We start from the raw sequence: 18085 nt of genomic DNA on the forward strand, positions 1-18085 counted from the left end.
GCAAGATTCCTGCCCGATTTCGGGCAACGGCCTGTCAAGGATCTTTGGATGTGCAAGGAAGGACGCATGAGTGCCGGTCCTGTGCCGTCCCCGGCGGGCGGCCCTCACATGCGCTTCAGGATCGCCTGCTTGGCCAGCGTGAACTCCTCCGTCGTGAGCACCCCGTCCCGGTGCAGCTCGCCCAGTTCGCGCAGCCGCCGCAGGAGCGCGTCGTGGTCGTCCCCGGCGGGTGCGGCGGCGGGCGGGCCGGGGGCGTCCTCCGGTGGCCGTCCGGCGTCCCGGGGGAGCGCGGCCGGGTGCGGGAGCCGGGCCTGGACGGCGGCCGCCACCAGCGCCATCAGCGGGTCCTTCTTGAAGCCCCACAGCTCCACGGCGTTGGGGTCGTACTTCGGCGGGGCCTTGGTCGGCGCGCCGCGCACGGTGAAGCGCAGGTGGCCGTTCTCCAGTCCGGCGGACGGCTGCCACTCCACGGCCGTGATCTCGCTCAGGGGGATGCTGCGGGCGCCGGCGGCGGCCTTGGCGTCCTCCGTCTTCCAGTTCCACTCCAGGCGGACGTGCTCGCCGTCGAAGCTCGCGGTGCCGTCGCCCGCGGACACCGACAGGGGCACGGACGGGCCGGGCAGCAGGTAGGCGTCCACCGGTCCGGAGGGGACCCGGTCCAGCAGCAGCGCGTTGCGCACCTCGTCGGTGACGTACTCGGCGACGCCGTAGCGGTCGGCGTCGACCAGCAGTTGGTAGGGGTCGTGGGGTTCGGTCAGCCGGCCCCCGGTCGCGTGCAGCAGCGGGTCGGCGCCGTCCCGCAGCCGCAGCCTGAGCCGCCCCGCCTTCCTGCCCTGCTCGAACGAGATCCCCGCCAACGCGGCCAGCGGGACGACGAGTTCGCCGAGCGTCTTGCGCAGCAGGCCGACGTTCTTGTCCCGGCCCGGTGTCAGCCGCAGGGCGTCCCCGTCGAAGATCCAGGTGCCGTCCCTCTGGATGATTTCCGCCATGGGGCGATTGTTCCATCACCGAACACGGCGACGGGCGCCCCCGAGGACCGTACTCGGGGGCGCCCGTCCGTCCCGGTCAGAACCCGGCGAGGGGGTTCTTCAGGGTGCCGACCAGCTGGAGGGCGCCCGACGGGTCCGCCAGGTCCACCATCTGCCGGTTGTTGCGCAGCTGGAGCCGGTTGAGGCAGGACAGCGCGAACTCGGGGGCGAACACGTCGTACTGCCGGAACCTGTCGGCGAGTGCGGGGTTCGCCTCCTGGTACTCGCGGGTGACCTCGGCGACCGTGCGCCAGAAGTCGTCCTCCTCCATGACCCCCTCGGTGGCCAGGTTCGCCGCGAGGAAGCGGAAGAAGCAGTCGAAGACGTCCGTGAAGACCGACAGCAGCTTCTGGTCCTCGGGCACCTCGACCCGGATGCGCCGGACCTCGGGCGGGAGCACCGCGTCCGGGTCCATGACCGCGATCTCCTCGGCGATGTCCTTGTAGACCGCGCGCTGCACGACCCCGTCCCTCAGCACCAGGATCGTGTTCTCGCCGTGCGGCATGAAGACCAGGTCGTAGGCGTAGAAGCTGTGCAGCAGGGGCGTGTAGTACGCCCGCAGGTAGGCGCGCAGCCAGTCCGCGGGGGCGAGGGCGGACCGTTCGATCAGGGCGCCCGCCACCGACCTGCCCTCGTGGTCCACGTGGACCAGGGAGGCCATCGTGGCGAGCGACTCGCCGTCCTCGAGGGAGGACACCGGGCTCTCCCGCCACAGCGCGGCCAGCATCTTGCGGTACGGCGAGTGGCGGTCCGTGGCCGCCTCGTACTCCAGGTGCCGGTAGCCCACGGCCGCCCGCTCCCGGATGATCGACAGGCCGGTCGACTTCAGCACCGGGTCGTTGTCGATCAGCTGGGCCAGCCAGTCGTTGATGGCCGGGGTCGCCTCCATGTACGCCGCCGACAGGCCGCGCATGAAGCCCATGTTGAGGACGGACAGGGCCGTCTTCACGTAGTGCTTCTCGGGGTGCGAGGTGTTGAAGAAGGTCCGGATGGACTGCTGGGCGAGGTACTCGTCGTCGCCCTCGCCCAGGCACACCAGGTTCCTGCGGGCGACCTCGGCGGCGAAGGTGACGGCGAGCTTGTTCCACCACTGCCAGGGGTGGACGGGGACGAGGAGGTAGTCGGCGGGGTCCAGGCCCTGGCCGCGCAGGACGCCGTGGAAGCGCTCCACGGTCTCCTCGCCCAGCTCCTGCCGCACGAAGGACTCGTACTCGACGCCGACGCCGGCCGTGAACGCGGCCCGCGACCTGTGCGCGGCCAGCCACACCAGGCGGACCGGGCTCGCGGTCTCCGGCGCGTACGACAGGTACTCGTGGACGCCGAAGCCGAGCCGCCCGTTGTTGGCGACGAAGCAGGGATGGCCCTCGGTCATCCCGGTCTCGATCGCCTGGAACCCGGCGCCGGCCAGCTCCGCCGAGGTGATCCGCGGTTTGGCGAGCTTGTAGCAGGTGCCGGAGAGGGTGGAGGAGATCTCCTCCAGGTAGACCGGCAGGATCTCGTCGCTCAGCCCGAGGGCCTGCCTGAGCTCGATGAAGAAGTCCAGCGCGGCGATCGGGAGTTCGGCGCCGTCCCGGGTGCGGGTGATCGAGCCGGCGTCCACCTGCCAGTGGTCGAGGGCGCGGCGGACCGCGGTGAAGCGGTAGGACGTCAGACCGTCGTCGCTGCGGACGACGTACCGGCCGTCCTCGCCGGCCTCGGGCGTGATCAGCCGCTCGTGCGCGAACTCGGCGAGGGCCTTGCGGACCAGCAGGCGGTTGGCCTCCTCCCAGCGCTCGGGGGAGAGGTGGGCCACGGCGTCGGCGAGGCTCATACCGCCACCCCCGTCGCGGCGGCGAACTGCTCGCGCGTGCAGAAGCTCAGCAGCGCCTTCTTCTCCGGCTTCTGGATCTCCCGCTCGGGCACGAAGCCGACGGCCTCGTTCAGGGCGTGCACGGCCTTGTTGGAGACGTCCGGCTCGACGACCACGCGGGCGGTGGCCGGGTCGGCGAAGAGGTGCGCCATCACGGCGGTGATGACGGCGCGGGTGAAGCCGTGCACGGGACGGTCGGTGGGGGCGACCAGGAAGTGCATGCCGACGTCGCCGGGGCGCGGCTCGTACAGGCCGACCAGCTCGCGGTGGCGCGGGTCGTAGTACTCCATCAGGAAGGCCGGCTCGCCGTCGTGCAGACCGAGCAGGGCGTGGTGGTGCTCGTCGGCGGCGATCTCCATGTAGGCGCGCTCGACGTCCTCGGGCCTCGCGTCCTGCATCATCCAGAAGGCGGCCTTGGGATGGGTCACCCAGCGGTGCAGCAGTTCGCCGTCCTCCAGCGGGTCGAGGGGGCGCAGGGTGAGGGGGCCTATGGCCGTGGCGGGTGTCATACGGCGAACTCCTGGAAGGCGATGGTCTTCTCGACCGGGTAGTACTCGCGGCCGAGCAACTCGCGGATGATGTACGCGTTCCGGTACGCGCCCATGCCGAGGTCCGGGCTGGTGATGCTGTGGGTGTGCACGCCGGCGTTCTGGAGGAAGACGCCCCGGCCCGTGGTGTCGATGGCGTAGTTGCGGGCGACGTCGAAGTTGCCCTGCGCGTCGTAGCGCAGTCTGTCCCGGACGGGCGCGAGGAACTCCGGCTCGGTGTACCGGTAGCCGGTGGCCAGGACCAGGCCCTCGGAGGTCAGCTCGAAGTCCTTCTCCTGCTCCTCCTGGCGGAAGGAGAGGGTGTACGCGCCGTCCTCGTACGTCGCGCCCCGCAGCGAGGAGTTGGTGAGCAGCCGGGTGGGGACGGGACCGCCGAGGTTCTTCTGGTAGAGCAGGTCGAAGATCGCGTTGATCAGTTCGCCGTCGATGCCCTTGAACAGGCCCTTCTGCTGTTCGGTGAGGCGGTAGCGGGTGGCCTCGGGCAGCTCGCGGAAGTAGTCGATGTACTCCGGGGAGGTCATCTCCAGCGTGAGCTTGGTGTACTCCAGCGGGAAGAAGCGCGGGGAGCGGGTCACCCAGTTCAGCTGGTAGCCGTGGACGTCGATCTCGGCGAGCAGGTCGTGGTAGATCTCGGCGGCGGACTGGCCGGAGCCGACGATCGTGATCGACCGCTTCTTCTGGAGCTCCGCCTTGTTCTGCACGTAGCGGGAGTTGTGGAAGAAGTCGCCGCCCAGGCCCCTGACGGCCTCCGGGTGGTGCGGCTGGGTGCCGGTGCCGAGGACCAGGTGGCGGGCGCGGAAGACCTCGCCGGCCCCGGTGCGCACGGCGTACAGCCCGGCCGCCTCGTCGTACGTCACCTCGGTGACCGTCGTGCCGAAGCGGACGCTGCTCAGCCGGTTCGCGGCCCAGCGGCAGTAGTCGTCGTACTCGACCCGCAGGGGGTAGAAGTTCTCGCGGATGTAGAACGAGTACAGCCGGCCCTTCTCCTTCAGGTAGTTGAGGAAGGAGTACGGCGAGGTCGGGTCGGCCAGGGTGACCAGGTCCGACATGAACGGCGTCTGGAGGTGGGCGCCGTCGAGGAACATCCCGGCGTGCCACTCGAAGCCGGGCTTGGACTCCAGGAAGACGCCGTCGAGCTCGTCGATGGGTTCGGTCAGGCAGGCCAGCCCCAGGTTGAACGGGCCGAGCCCGATGCCCACGAAGTCGTGGGTCTTGTCCGTGGTGTCAGGAAGCGCGGTCAAGGGACTCTCCCAGGTACTGCTCGGCGTGGCCGGCGATCAGGTCGAGGACGGCCGCCATGTCGGCCGTCGTGGTCTCGGGGTTGAGCAGGGTGAACTTCAGGTACTGGCGGCCGCCCACCTTGGTGCCGGCGACCACCGCGTCGCCGGAGGCGAACAGGGCCTTGCGGGCGTGGAGGTTGGCGCGGTCGATCTCGGCCGGGTCGGTGACGGCGGAGGGGACGTAGCGGAAGACGAGGGTGGAGAGGGACGGCTCGACGACCACGTCGAAGCGGGGGTCGGCGGCCAGCAGCCGCCAGCCCTCGACGGCGAGGTCGCAGACCTCGTCGAAGAGCTGCCCGATGCCGTCGGCGCCCATCACCCGCAGGGTCATCCACAGTTTGAGCGCGTCGAAGCGGCGGGTGGTCTGCAGGGACTTGTCCACCTGGTTGGGGATGCGTTCCCGCACCATCCGGCGCGGGTTCAGGTACTCGGCGTGGTAGGTGGCGTGGCGCAGCGTGGCCGCGTCCCTGACCAGCACGGCGGACGAACTCACCGGCTGGAAGAAGGACTTGTGGTAGTCGACGGTGACGGAGTCGGCGCGCTCGATGCCGGCGATGCGGTCGCGGTACTTCACGGAGGCGAGCAGGCCGCAGCCGTAGGCCGCGTCGACGTGCATCCACACGCCGTACTGCTCGCACAGCCCGGCGATCTCGGGCAGCGGGTCGATGGAGCCGAAGTCGGTGGTGCCGGCGGTGGCGACCACGGCCATGGGGATCAGGCCGTTGCCGGTGCAGCGCTCCAGCTCACGGGCGAGCGCGACGGTCTGCAGGCGCTTGTCGTGGTCGACGGGGAGGCAGATCACCGCGTCCGGGCCGAGGCCCAGTAGTTTCGCCGACTTCTGCACGCTGAAGTGACTGACCTCGGAGGCGAAGATGCGCAGTTTGGCGAGGGAGTCGCTCTTGGCCTCCTCGCGGGCCAGCAGCAGCGCCTGGAGGTTGGACTGCGAGCCGCCCGAGGTGAACACGCCGTCGGCGGCGGGGCCGAGCCCGATGCGGGCGGCCGTCCAGTCGATCAGTTTGCGCTCGATGAGGGTGCCGCCGGCCGACTGGTCCCAGGTGTCGAGGGAGGAGTTGACGGCGGAGAGGACCGCCTCGCCCAGCACGGCGGGGATGACGACCGGGCAGTTGAGGTGGGCGAGGTAGCGGGGGTGGTGGAAGTAGACGGCGTCGCGGAGGTAGATGTCCTCCAGTTCGTCCAGGACCGCCGTGGTGTCGTGCAGCGGCCGGTCCAGGTCGATGGAGTCGATGCGGGGAGCCAGGGCGTCGACCGTGACGCCGGTGAACGGACGGTCGGTGGTGGCTAGTTTTGCGGCCACCCGCTCGACTCCTTCGGTCACGGAGCGGCGGTACTGCTCCGCGGTCGTGTCATTGAGCAGGTGCGAGCGCATGGTGGGGGTCCTCCGATGGGGGCGGTCCGCTGCGGAACGGACGCAGGGGCAGAACCTCAGGTTCAACTTAGGTTAGCCTAACCTAAGTTCCCTACCCGGGTTCAACCCCCCGTCGTGACGGTCCTCACGTCGCTGCTCGCGGGCAACCTACCCAATGCGCAAGGGAGTTATTACGCGCGCTCGCGCAACTGCTCCTCGGTCAGGCCCTGGCGCCAGTAGCCGACGAAGGTGACCCGGCGCCGGTCGATCCCCCGCTCGCCGACGAAGTGCCGGCGCAGGTGCTTCACGCACCCCGACTCGCCCGCGATCCAGACGTACGGCCGCCGCGCGAGCGGGAGCCGGGCGTCGCGCAGGGCGCCGAGGGCCATGGGGGAGCACTCGGCGCCGTCCGCGCCGTCCGCGGCGCGCTCGCCGCGCACGAGCCAGGTGATCTCGGCGTCCGCCGGGGTCGCCAGGTCCTGGACGGTCCCGGCGTCGTGCACCTCCAGCCAGGCGCGCACCGGCAGGCCGGCCGGCAGCGACTCCAGGATCGACGAGATCGCCGGCAGGGCCGTCTCGTCGCCCCAGAGCAGTACCAGGTCGGTGTCCTGAGGCGCGCGGAACCGGATCGCCCGGTTGTCGGCGATCGCCGGCCCCAGCAGCACCACCCGGTCCCCGGGCGTCGCCCGGGACGCCCAGCGGGAGGCGGGCCCGGCCGGGGCGCAGGCGCCCGGCCCGACACCGTGCAGCACGAAGTCGACGTCGATCCCGGTGGTGCGGCCGAGGGCGTCCCGGCGCACCGACCGGAGCGTGTACGACCGCATCACCGCCCGGACGTCGTCCGGCAGTTCGCGCCACGCCTGCCACCAGCCGTCGCCGAGCTCGTGGCAGACCCGCGGCTCGCTCTGCCCCGGGTGCGGCAGGAAGAGCGACAGGGACTGGTCGTACCCGTCGGAGAAGAAGTGCCGCAGGTCCTCCCCGGCGAAACTCACCCGCACCAGGGACGGCCCGAGCCGCCGGGTCCGTGCGACCTGGAGGGAGAAGAACCGGAAGGGGGCGGCGACGGCCGTGGTCATGGGTGCTCCTGGGTCAGGGGGGAGGGCGACCGGCCTTCAGGGGTGCGGTGCGGTGCCGGTGCGCGGCGGCCGCGCCGCGTGGGCGCGGCCGGCCACGGCGGCCCGCGGCCGTCCGCACCCCTCGACCACCCTGGGGGTCAGGCGACCTTCTTCGCGTTCTCGAGGGCCTCCGCGAGGTTCTCGAGCAGCGGCACGCACTTGTCGTACGACAGGATCGGCTCGGGCGAACGCGGGATGACCTGGCCGGCCTTGACGGCGGGCAGCTGCTTCCAGGTGGCCTTGGTGATGTCGGCCGGCTGGATGGTCGAGGAGCGGTCGTCCATCATGATGATGTCGGCCTGGTACTTGTCGACGTTCTCCCAGCTCAGCGACTCGTACCAGCCGCCGCCCACCTTCTTCGCGCTCTCCGGCGGCTCGACGAAGTTCACGCCGAGGGCCTTGAAGTACTCCAGGTCGATGGAGAGGTTGGTGCCGGAGACGTAGAAGAGCTGGTCGCTCGCGGAACCGGCCAGCACCTTGATGTCGGGCTTGGCCTTGGCGGCCGCGCGCAGCCGGGTGGCGGCCGTCTCGAAGCGCTTCTTGGCGTCGGTGACCGCGGCCGCTGTCAGGTCGGCGCCCAGCGACTCGGCGAGCTCCCACATGCGCTCCAGCGACGCGGTGAGCTGGCGGTCGTAGACGGAGATGCCGACGCTCGGGGCGAGCTTGGCGATCTTGTCCTTGGACGCCTCGGGGACGTACCAGAGGGTGCCGGCGCCGTCGAACATCGTGGAGACGAGGACGTCGGGGGCGAGCGCCGCGTACTTCTCGACGTTGAACTCGTCCCAGACGTTGCCGATGATCTCGACCTTGGTGATGTCCATGTCGCCGGCCTGGACGTCGGCCTTGCCGTCGGCGGTCTTCGTCGGGCCGAACACGCCCTTGACCTGGATGCCGTAGTCGTGGAGGGCGGCGGCGGCACCGGTGAACGCGACGATGTTCGCGGGGGTCTTGTCGAGCTTCACCGTGGTGCCGCGGTCGTCCTTGAAGGTCCAGGGACCGGACTTGGCGGAGGCGCTCGACGTCGAATCCGAACCACTGCTCTTCGCGTCGTCGTCCCCGCAGGCCGCGAGCACGGCACCGAGGCCGAGGGCGCCACCGGCGGCGAGGATGCCGCGGCGGGTGAGGTGGTTGGCTCTGGCGTTGGGCATGGGAGTGGCTGCTTTCGAACGTGCGGATCACCGCCGGACAATTCGAAGATAGGTTAGCCTAACCTCAGCCTTTGTCGAGGGGCGGGGGCGGTGAATCCCCTCCCGCGGAGCGCCTGTGCCGGGTTCCTGACCGTCAGTTCCGCGGTGTCACGGGAGAGTCGGCCGCCCCGGGACGCGACGGGCGCCCGGTCGGGGGCGAGGCCGCCGACCGGGCGCCCGCGGTACGCGTCGCCGATGCGCTGCCGGGCGGGAGGCGACCCGCCCCGGCCCTCAGCTCACCAGGCCCAACTCCCGGGCGATCAGCATGCGCTGCACCTCGCTCGTGCCCTCGCCGATCTCCAGGATCTTGGAGTCGCGCCACATGCGGGCCACCGGGTACTCGTTCATGAAGCCGTAGCCGCCGTGGATCTGGGTGGCGTCGCGGGCGTTGTCGACGGCGACCGTCGACGAGTACAGCTTCGCCAGCGCCGCCTCCTTCTTGAAGGGCTCCCCGGCCACCAGCCGGGAGGCCGCGTCCCGCCAGGCCAGGCGGGCGGTGTGGGCCTTCATCTCCATGTCGGCGATCTTGAACTGGATGGCCTGGTTGGCGCCGATCGGGCGGCCGAAGGCGTGGCGTTCGCGGGCGTACTTCACCGACTCGTCCACGCAGCCCTGGGCGAGCCCGGTGGCGAGCGCGGCGATGGCGATGCGGCCCTCGTCGAGGATGCGCAGGAACTGGGCGTACCCGCGGCCCTCCTCGCCCAGCAGGTTGGCCGCCGGGACCCGGACGTCCGCGAAGGACAGCTCACGGGTGTCGGAGGCGTTCCAGCCGACCTTGGAGTAGGGGGCCGCGACGGTGAAGCCGGGGGTGCCGGACGGGACGACGATCGCCGAGATCAGCGGCTTGCCGTCCGGCTTGCGGCCGGTCACCGCGGTGACCGTGACCGGACCGGTGATGTCGGTGCCCGAGTTGGTGATGAAGCACTTGGTGCCGTTGATCACCCACTCGTCCGTCGTCTCGTCCAGCCGGGCCGTGGTGCGCGTCGCGCCCGCGTCCGAACCGCCGTCCGGTTCGGTGAGCCCGAAGGCGCCCAGGACCTCGCCCGAGCAGAGCCGGGGCAGCCAGGTGCGCTTCTGCTCCTCCGTGCCGAACAGGTGGAAGGGCATGGCGCCCAAGGAGACGCCCGCCTCCAGGGTGATCGCCACGGACGAGTCGACCCGCGCCAGCTCCTCCAGCGCGATGCCGAGGGCGAGGTAGTCGCCGCCCATGCCGCCGTACTCCTCCGGGAACGGCAGCCCGAACAGGCCCATGCGGCCCATCTCGCGGACGATCTCGTACGGGAACTCGTGCCGCTCGTAGAAGTCGCCGATCTTCGGCGCCACCACGTCGTGCGCGAACTCCTCGACCGTGCGGCGCAGTTCTTCCAGCTCGGGGGAGAGTCGGTGGTCCATCGTGATCACTGCTCCTCGTGGGACAGGGCTCGGACGGTGCGGGACGGGCTGGGTCGGCCCAGTCGGGAGGCCATCCACGCGCTGGTGGCGACGAGACGGCCGAGGTCGACTCCGGTGTCGATGCCGAGACCCTGAAGCATCCACAGGAGGTCTTCCGTGGCGAGGTTGCCGGTGGCGGACTTGGCGTACGGGCAGCCGCCGAGACCGCCCGCCGAGGCGTCGACGGTGGTGACGCCGTGCTGGAGGGCGGCATAGGTGTTGGCCAGCGCCTGGCCGTAGGTGTCGTGGAAGTGGACACCGATGACGTCGGCCGGCACGCCCTCCTCGCCCAGCGCGGACAGGAGGGCGCGCACGTGGGCCGGGGTCGCGACGCCGATGGTGTCGCCGAGGCTCAGCTCGTCGCAGCCCATGTCGCGCAGCGCCCCGCAGACGCGGACGACCTGGCGGATCGGGACGGCGCCCTCCCAGGGATCGCCGAAGCACATGGAGACGTAGCCGCGGACGTGGAGACGCTCGGCCTTCGCCCGGGCCACCACCGGCTCGAACACGGCCAGGGAATCGTCCAGCGTCCGGTTCAGGTTGGCCTTCGCGAACGACTCGGTGGCGCTGGCGAAGACGGCGACCCGGGTGGCCCCCAGGGCCAGCGCCCGGTCGAGCCCCCGGCCGTTGGGGACGAGGACGGGCAGGTGGACCCCCTCCAGGTCCCGCACCAGCGGGTACAGCCGCTCGGCGTCGGCGAGCTGGGGCACCCACTCGGGGCGGACGAAACTGGTGGCCTCGATCGTCGTCAGGCCCGCGTCGGCCAGCCGGCGGACGAACTCCGCCTTGACCTCGGTCGGCACGGTCGACTTCTCGTTCTGCAGGCCGTCGCGCGCGCCCACCTCGTGGATCCGCACCCGCGCGGGAAGACCCCGGTCCGGTACGACCATGGGCAGTGCCTGCACGGTCACTCCTCCTCCTCGTGGGGTGCGATCACCGCGAGCACCTGGTCCATGGCGACCGCCGTGCCCGGGGCGACGTCCAGCTCGGCGACCGTGCCGGCGTGCGGGGCGGAGACGACGTGCTCCATCTTCATCGCCTCCACCACCAGCAGGCTCTGGCCCGCGGCCACCTCGTCGCCGACGGCGACCTTCACCACCGTCACCGTGCCCGGCATGGGCGCGGTCAGCGAGTCGGCGCCGGCGTGCCCGGCCCCGGTCAGGGACGCGGCGACCGGGTCGTGGTCGCGCACCTGCCAGGCGTCGCCCTCGCGGCCCAGCCAGTCGCCGGCCCGGTGGAAGGTGTGGCGGACGCCGTCGAGGGTGACGTCGACCCGGTCGTCGGTGACGGTGTGGGTGCCGCGCGGGGTGTGCTCGACGGGTTCGGTGACCCGCAGCGGGAAGGCGACCGGCCGGTGCGTGCCGCCCAGCCGCCACCCGCTCGGCACGGAGAACGGATCCGTCCACCCCTGCCCGCGGGGCGTCAGCGCGTCCAGCCGGACGGCCGCCGCGGCCTCGTAGACCTCCTCCGGCACCTCGGCCGGGACCAGCTCGTCCACCACCCGCTCGACCAGCCCGGTGTCCAGCTCGCCCGCCACGACCGCCGGGTGGGCCAGCAGCCGGCGCAGGAACCCGGCGTTGGTCTGCACCCCCAGCGTGACCGTCTCCGCCAGGGCGGCCCGCAGCTTCCTGAGCGCCGTCGCGCGGTCCGGGCCGTACGCGATCACCTTCGACAGCATCGGGTCGTACAGGCTGCCGACCTCGTCGCCCTCGGTCAGGCCCGAGTCGGTGCGCACGCCGTCGCCCTGGGGCTCGCGCAGCCTGAGCACCGTGCCCCCGGAGGGCAGGAAGCCCCGCGCGGGGTCCTCGGCGCAGACGCGGGCCTCCACGGCGTGCCCGGTGAGGACGATGTCGTCCTGCGCGTACGGCAGGCGCTCGCCGGCCGCCACCCGCAGCTGCCACTCCACCAGGTCCAGTCCCGTGACCAGCTCGGTGACCGGGTGCTCCACCTGGAGCCGGGTGTTCATCTCCATGAAGTAGTACGACGTCGGATCGTCGCCGGGGACGATGAACTCCACCGTGCCCGCGCCCCGGTACCCGCAGGAGCGGGCCGCCTGCACCGCGGCCTCGCCCATCGCGGCCCGGGTGGCCTCGTCGAGGAGCACGCTGGGCGCCTCCTCGATGATCTTCTGGTGGCGGCGCTGGAGGGAGCACTCGCGCTCGCCGAGGTGGACGACGTGGCCGTGGCCGTCGGCCAGGACCTGGATCTCGATGTGCCGGGGCCGGTCGATCCACCGCTCGACGAGGAGCGTGTCGTCGCCGAAGGAGGCGCGGGCCTCGCGGCGGGCGGCCGCGATCTCGTCGTGCAGCGCCGCCGGGTCGCGGACCAGCCGCATGCCCTTCCCGCCGCCGCCGGCGCTCGGCTTGAGGAGCACCGGCACGCCGATCTCCCGGGCCGCGTCCACGAGCTCGGCGTCGCCGAGCCCGCTGCCGCTCGAGCCGGGCACCACCGGCACGCCCGCCGCCTGCACGGTCTCCTTGGCGCGGATCTTGTCGCCCATCAGGGAGATCGCCTCCGCCGGCGGCCCGATGAAGACGAGCCCGGCGTCGGCGCACGCCCGCGCGAAGCGCGCGTTCTCCGCGAGGAAGCCGTAGCCCGGGTGGACGGCCCGGGCGCCGGTGCGGGCGGCCGCCTCCAGCAGCCGCTCGACGGACAGGTAGCTCTCGGCGGCGGGCGCCGGGCCGATCCGCACGGCCGTGTCGGCCTCGCGGACGTGCCGGGCGTCGGCGTCCGCGTCGGAGAAGACGGCCACCGAGCGCACGCCCAGCGACCGCAGGGTGCGGATGACGCGTACGGCGATCTCGCCCCGGTTGGCCACGAGCACGGTGTCGAACAAGGGTCCCCTCCTCACATCCGGAAGACGCCGAACTGGGGCTGCGTCTGATCTTCTTGGCCCAGAGGCGCGTTGGCACAGGCGGTCAGCGCGAGACCCAGCACCTGGCGGGTCTCCAGCGGGTCGATCACGCCGTCGTCCCAGAGCCGGGCCGTGGCGTAGTAGGCGTTGCCCTGGCGCTCGTACTGCGCCCGGATCGGGTCCTTGAAGGCCTCCTCCTCGTCCACGGACCACTCCTGGCCGTGCGCCTCGAGCTGGTCCCGCTTGACGGTGGCGAGGACGGAGGCGGCCTGCTCGCCGCCCATGACGGAGATCTTGGCGTTCGGCCACATCCACAGGAAGCGGGGGGAGTAGGCCCGGCCGCACATGGAGTAGTTCCCGGCGCCGTACGACCCGCCGACCACGACGGTCAGCTTCGGCACGCGCGTGCACGCCACGGCGGTCACCATCTTGGCGCCGTGCTTGGCGATGCCGCCGGCCTCGTAGTCCCGGCCGACCATGAAGCCCGAGATGTTCTGCAGGAACACCAGCGGGATGCCGCGCTGGTCGCACAGCTCGATGAAGTGGGCGCCCTTCTGGGCGGACTCGGAGAACAGGATGCCGTTGTTGGCGACGATGCCCACCGGGTGGCCGTGGATCCGGGCGAAGCCGGTGACGAGGGTCTGCCCGAACTCCGCCTTGAACTCCGCGAACCGGGAGCCGTCGGCGACGCGGGCGATGATCTCCCGCACGTCGTAGGGGGTGCGGGAGTCGACCGGGACGGCGCCGTACAGCCCGTGGGGATCGACCTTCGGCTCCACGGCGGGCCGCACGTGCCAGGGCAGCTCCCCGCGCGCGGGGAGGGTGGAGACGATGGTCCGCACGATGCGCAGCGCGTGCGCGTCGTCCTCGGCGAGGTGGTCGGTGACGCCCGACACGCGCGCGTGCACCTCGCCGCCGCCGAGCTCCTCGGCGGTGACGACCTCGCCCGTGGCCGCCTTCACCAGCGGGGGCCCGCCGAGGAAGATCGTCCCCTGGCCGCGGACGATGACGGCCTCGTCGCTCATCGCCGGGACGTACGCCCCGCCCGCGGTGCAGGAGCCGAGCACGGCCGCGATCTGCGGGATCCCGGCGCCCGACATCCGCGCCTGGTTGTAGAAGATCCGCCCGAAGTGCTCCCGGTCCGGGAACACCTCGTCCTGCAGGGGGAGGAAGGCGCCGCCGGAGTCCACCAGGTACAGGCAGGGCAGGCGGTTCTCGAGCGCGACCTCCTGCGCCCGCAGGTGCTTCTTCACCGTCATCGGGTAGTACGTCCCGCCCTTGACGGTGGCGTCGTTGGCGACGACGACGCACTCCCGCCCGCTGACCCGCCCGATCCCGGCGATCACGCCGGCGGCCGGGGCCTGCCCCTCGTACATCCCGTCGGCGGCGAGCGGCGCCAGTTCGAGGAACGGGGACCCGGGGTCGAGGAGGGCGTCGACCCGGTCCCGCGGCAGCAGCTTCCCGCGCGCGGTGTGCCGCGCCCGCGCCTTCTCCCCGCCTCCGAGCCGGGCGGCGGCGAGCTTGCCGCGCAGCTCCTCCACGAGTGCGAGGTGGGCTTGTTCATTGGCCCGCCAGGCCTCCGACGCGGGATCCGCCGCGCTCGTCAGCTCCGGTGCCTGCTCCATCCTGCGGTTCCCCTCACCCAGTGATCGCCTGTTAATGAGCGTTAACCATTTCCTTCAGGTTAACGACCGCTAACCTCGATGTCTAGAATTGTTTTCATGGCCACGAGAACCGACGCCCCCACCCGCCGCGAGCAGATCCTCAAGGAGGCCGCGCGGCTCTTCGCCGAGCGCGGGTTCCACGGCGTCGGGGTGGACGAGATAGGCGCCGCCGTCGGCATCAGCGGCCCCGGTCTCTACCGGCACTTCCCCGGCAAGGACGCGATGCTGGCGGAGCTCCTGGTCGGCATCAGCGGCCAGCTCCTGACCGGCGCCGAGCGCCGCGTCCAGGAGGCCGGCGGGGCCGTCCCCGAGGCGGTCCTCGACTCCCTCATCGAGGGCCACATCGACTTCGCGCTCGACGACCGTCCCCTCATCACCCTGCACGACCGCGAGCTGGACCGCCTCCGCGACAGCGACCGCAAGCTGGTCCGCCAGCTCCAGCGGCAGTACGTCGAGCTGTGGGTCGAGGTGGTCCGGCGGGTGTACCCCGGCCTGACGGAACCGACCGCCCGCTCGGCGGTCCACTCCGTGTTCGGCCTGCTCAACTCCACCCCGCATCTCGGCAGGGCGGGCTCCCTGCCCGGCCGGGCCGCCACGGCGGCACTCCTGCACCGCATGGCGCGCGGCGCCTTCGGCTCGGCCGGCGCGGCGTAGGCCCGCCCCGTCCGGCGCGCGCCGGGCCCCCGCCCGGCGGAGCCCCCGCACGTGACGAGCGTTACCACGGAACCACCCTGGACGCACTTCGTACTCACCGGTACGGTGCTGTGAGCAAGCGCTTAGACAGGTCGAGGTCGTGGAGGTGGCGGCGTGCGCCGTACGGTGTTCAACGAGGATCACGAGGCGTTCCGGGAGACCCTCCGCGCCTTCATCGAGGCCGAGGTCGTGCCGGTGTACGACGAGTGGTTCGCCGCCGGCCAGGCCCCCCGCGAGTTCTACTACAAGCTCGGCGAGCTGGGCATCTTCGGCATCAACGTGCCCGAGGAGTTCGGTGGCGCCGGCCTGGACAGCCACAAGTTCGAGGCCGTCCTCTACGAGGAGACCGCCCGCGCCGGCGTGCAGTTCGGCGGCTCCGGCGTGCACGTGCTGCTCGCCCTGCCGTACATCAAGATGCTCGCCACCGACGAGCAGAAGAAGCGCTACCTGCCGAAGTTCGTCACCGGCGAGGAGATGTGGGCCATCGCGATGACGGAGCCGGGCACCGGTTCCGACCTCGCGGGCATGAAGTCCACCGCCAAGCTCTCCGAGGACGGCACGCACTACGTCCTCAACGGCGCCAAGACCTTCATCACCGGCGGCGTCCACGCCGACCGCGTGATCGTGTGCGCCCGCACCGCCGCGCCGACCGCCGAGGACCGCCGCCACGGCATCTCCCTGTTCGCCGTCGACACCAAGTCCGAGGGCTACTCCGTCGGCCGCAAGCTGGACAAGCTGGGCCTGAAGACCTCCGACACCGCCGAGCTGGCCTTCGTCGACGTCAAGGTGCCCGTCGAGGACCTGCTCGGCGAGGAGAACAAGGGCTTCTACTACCTCGGCCACAACCTGGCCTCCGAGCGCTGGGGCATCGCCTTCGGCGCCTACGCGCAGGCCAAGGCCGCCGTCCGGTTCGCCAAGCAGTACGTGCAGGAGCGCACGGTCTTCGGCAAGCCCGTCGCCCACTTCCAGAACACCAAGTTCGAGCTGGCCGCCTGCCAGGCCGAGGTGGACGCGGCCGAGGCCGTCGCCGACCGCGCGACCGAGGCCCTCGACGCCGGTGAGCTGACCCCCGCCGAGGCCGCCTCCGCCAAGCTGTTCTGCACCGAGGTCGCCCACCGCGTCATCGACCGCTGCCTCCAGCTGCACGGCGGCTACGGCTACATGAACGAGTACCCGATCGCCCGCCTGTACGCGGACAACCGCGTCAACCGCATCTACGGCGGCACCAGCGAGATCATGAAGTCGATCATCGCGAAGGACATGGGCCTGTAGGACCACGGCAATAACTGGCCGGTACAACAGTCCCATGAGCCAGGCACTCCACGATCTCCTCGATCTGCTCGACCTCGAGCAGATCGAGGAGAACATCTTCCGCGGCCGGTCCCGCTCCGCCGTCGTCCCGCGCGTGTTCGGCGGCCAGGTCGCGGCGCAGGCGCTGGTCGCCGCCGGGCGGACCGTCCCCCCGGACCGGCCCGCCCACTCCCTGCACGCGTACTTCCTGCGCACCGGCGATCCGGGCGCGCCCATCGTCTACAACGTCGAGCGCATCCGCGACGGCCGCTCGTTCACCACCCGCCGGGTGGTCGCGGTGCAGCACGGCAGGCCGATCTTCTCGCTGTCGGCGTCCTTCCAGGCGTTCGAGGAGGGGCTCGACCACCAGGTCGTCATGCCGCCGGCGCCGGATCCGGCGACCCTGCCCACCTCCGAGGACCGTCTGCGCGGCTACGGCCACCTGGACCCGGCCGTCGTCGAGCGGTTCCTGGAGGCCCGTCAGGCGATCGACCTGCGCCACGTCGACGAGCCGCCGTACGGGAGGTTCGGCGAGCCGCGGGAGCCGCGCTCGCAGGTGTGGTTCCGCACCAACGGCAAGCTCGCGGACGACGCCTCCCCGGACTCCGTCCCGGCGGACCCCCATCTGCACGTCGTCCTCGCCACGTACGTCTCCGACATGACGCTCCTGGACTCGGTCCTCCTCGCGCACGGCCGCGGCGGCTGGGCGGTCGGGGACGTCGTCGGCGCGTCCCTGGACCACGCCATGTGGTTCCACCGCCCGTTCCGCGCCGACGAGTGGCTGCTGTACGACCAGGAGTCGCCGTCGTCGTCCGGCGGCCGGGGCCTCGGCCAGGGGCGCATCTACACCCGGGACGGGCGGCTCGCGGTCTCGGTGATCCAGGAGGGCGTGGTGCGCGTCCCCCGGTGACGGGCCCGCGCCGGGTGCGCCGTGCGGGTGCGGGTGAGCCGGGCGTTCCCCGGGATGCCGATGTGCTCTCGCGCGACTAGGCTCGTTCACTGAATGCCGCACGCACGGCATGCCCGGCCGGCCGGCTCCCGCACCGAGTGGACCACGGCCCCGGCGATCGCCCGCACATCGCGGCGGGCGGCCTGGAGGCGCCGGCGGTCGAGGCCGTGCTTCCCAGATGAACATGCGGTGACACTCGAAGACCCTGTCGCAATCTCCGCTTGCGGCTGCGGCCATCCATTCCCGCGCCTCCTCACGGACAGCGCGGGAGACGATGGAGTGAGAGGTATTTCCCATGCGAGCACAACGCGCCAAGCGTCTCGCCGCCGTGTCCGCCGCCGGGCTCATGATGGCCGGTGGCATCGCGGCCGGCACCGCGGGCACCGCCTCGGCGAACACCCACGACCGGGACTACAGCCACAGTTATTACTGTGACGACGACTCCTGGTGGGGCGACTGCAACGACTACGGCGACCACGGCCGTGGCGACTACGGGGACCACGACGACGACTACGGCGACCACGACAACGGTGGCTACGGCGACCACGACAACGGTGGCTACGGCGACCACGACAACGGTGGCTACGGCGACCACGACAACGGCGGCTACGGCGACCACGACAACGGCGGTTACGGCGACCACGGTGGCGGCGGCGGTGACCACGGCGGTGGCGGCGGTGACCACGGTGGCGGCGGTGGCGGCCACGGCGGTGGCGGCCACTGAGACAGGGACTGATGCGACTGCGACCCGTACGCGGTGTGGGGGCCCCCGGGGGGGGGCCCCCCCCCCCGCCCCCCCCCCCCCCCCGCCGGGGGGGCCCGCCGACCCCC

Annotated in this window: 15 protein-coding genes; 4 read left to right on the plus strand and 11 right to left on the minus strand. The window is 71.7% G+C overall.

Annotated elements, in window-relative coordinates; all coding sequences use genetic code 11:
• Positions 1 to 104 precede the first annotated feature (104 nt).
• The 11 genes from ACH4F6_RS07255 to ACH4F6_RS07305 all read right to left on the minus strand — a co-directional run bounded on the left by ACH4F6_RS07255 (position 105) and on the right by ACH4F6_RS07305 (position 14283).
• Entirely contained in the window at positions 105 to 989 is an 885-nt protein-coding gene (locus tag ACH4F6_RS07255; protein ID WP_397958912.1) for a DUF4429 domain-containing protein, read from the minus strand.
• Positions 990 to 1065: 76 nt separating this feature from the next.
• Positions 1066 to 2838: an IucA/IucC family protein gene (locus ACH4F6_RS07260; protein WP_397958913.1), complete on the minus strand. Its 1773-nt coding sequence runs from the start codon at positions 2836 to 2838 to the stop codon at positions 1066 to 1068.
• Positions 2835 to 3386 carry a GNAT family N-acetyltransferase gene (locus tag ACH4F6_RS07265; protein WP_397958914.1) on the minus strand — a complete coding sequence of 184 codons (552 nt, stop codon included), beginning with the start codon at positions 3384 to 3386 and terminating at the stop codon, positions 2835 to 2837. Before ACH4F6_RS07265 ends, ACH4F6_RS07260 begins: the two co-directional genes overlap by 4 nt.
• Positions 3383 to 4666, minus strand: a complete 1284-nt coding sequence (locus ACH4F6_RS07270) for a lysine N(6)-hydroxylase/L-ornithine N(5)-oxygenase family protein (RefSeq protein WP_397958915.1) — start codon at positions 4664 to 4666, stop codon at positions 3383 to 3385. Before ACH4F6_RS07270 ends, ACH4F6_RS07265 begins: the two co-directional genes overlap by 4 nt.
• Positions 4650 to 6092: a lysine decarboxylase DesA gene (desA, locus tag ACH4F6_RS07275; RefSeq protein WP_397958916.1), complete on the minus strand. Its 1443-nt coding sequence runs from the start codon at positions 6090 to 6092 to the stop codon at positions 4650 to 4652. The genes ACH4F6_RS07270 and desA overlap by 17 nt, the downstream gene beginning before the upstream one ends.
• 170 nt (positions 6093 to 6262) lie before the next feature.
• A complete protein-coding gene (locus ACH4F6_RS07280; protein WP_397958917.1) occupies positions 6263 to 7147 on the minus strand; it encodes a siderophore-interacting protein in 885 nt (294 codons plus the stop codon).
• 137 nt (positions 7148 to 7284) lie between these two features.
• The gene (locus ACH4F6_RS07285) at positions 7285 to 8334 is read right to left on the minus strand and encodes an ABC transporter substrate-binding protein (protein WP_397958918.1); all 1050 of its coding nucleotides are present in this window, start codon (positions 8332 to 8334) and stop codon (positions 7285 to 7287) included.
• A gap of 270 nt (positions 8335 to 8604) precedes the next feature.
• Positions 8605 to 9765 carry an acyl-CoA dehydrogenase family protein gene (locus tag ACH4F6_RS07290; protein WP_397958919.1) on the minus strand — a complete coding sequence of 387 codons (1161 nt, stop codon included), beginning with the start codon at positions 9763 to 9765 and terminating at the stop codon, positions 8605 to 8607.
• Positions 9766 to 9770: 5 nt separating this feature from the next.
• The gene (locus ACH4F6_RS07295) at positions 9771 to 10694 is read right to left on the minus strand and encodes a hydroxymethylglutaryl-CoA lyase (RefSeq protein WP_397959327.1); all 924 of its coding nucleotides are present in this window, start codon (positions 10692 to 10694) and stop codon (positions 9771 to 9773) included.
• 17 nt (positions 10695 to 10711) lie between these two features.
• Positions 10712 to 12640: an acetyl/propionyl/methylcrotonyl-CoA carboxylase subunit alpha gene (locus tag ACH4F6_RS07300; protein ID WP_397958920.1), complete on the minus strand. Its 1929-nt coding sequence runs from the start codon at positions 12638 to 12640 to the stop codon at positions 10712 to 10714.
• An 11-nt stretch (positions 12641 to 12651) separates the two neighbouring features.
• Positions 12652 to 14283: a carboxyl transferase domain-containing protein gene (locus ACH4F6_RS07305; RefSeq protein ID WP_397958921.1), complete on the minus strand. Its 1632-nt coding sequence runs from the start codon at positions 14281 to 14283 to the stop codon at positions 12652 to 12654.
• 96 nt (positions 14284 to 14379) lie between these two features.
• Here ACH4F6_RS07305 and ACH4F6_RS07310 point away from each other — a divergent pair, with 96 nt between their 5' ends.
• From ACH4F6_RS07310 to ACH4F6_RS07325, 4 genes are all read left to right on the plus strand, one after another.
• Positions 14380 to 14976: a TetR/AcrR family transcriptional regulator gene (locus tag ACH4F6_RS07310; RefSeq protein WP_397958922.1), complete on the plus strand. Its 597-nt coding sequence runs from the start codon at positions 14380 to 14382 to the stop codon at positions 14974 to 14976.
• 153 nt (positions 14977 to 15129) lie between these two features.
• A complete protein-coding gene (locus ACH4F6_RS07315; RefSeq protein WP_397958923.1) occupies positions 15130 to 16287 on the plus strand; it encodes an acyl-CoA dehydrogenase family protein in 1158 nt (385 codons plus the stop codon).
• A 34-nt stretch (positions 16288 to 16321) separates the two neighbouring features.
• Complete coding sequence (locus ACH4F6_RS07320; protein WP_397958924.1) at positions 16322 to 17215, plus strand: acyl-CoA thioesterase; 894 nt, start codon at positions 16322 to 16324, stop codon at positions 17213 to 17215.
• Between the two features lie 334 nt (positions 17216 to 17549).
• A complete protein-coding gene (locus ACH4F6_RS07325) occupies positions 17550 to 17978 on the plus strand; it encodes a hypothetical protein (RefSeq protein ID WP_397958925.1) in 429 nt (142 codons plus the stop codon).
• Positions 17979 to 18085: the final 107 nt, after the last annotated feature.

Source organism: Streptomyces sp. NPDC017936 (genome assembly GCF_044328485.1).
GTDB lineage: Bacteria > Actinomycetota > Actinomycetes > Streptomycetales > Streptomycetaceae > Streptomyces.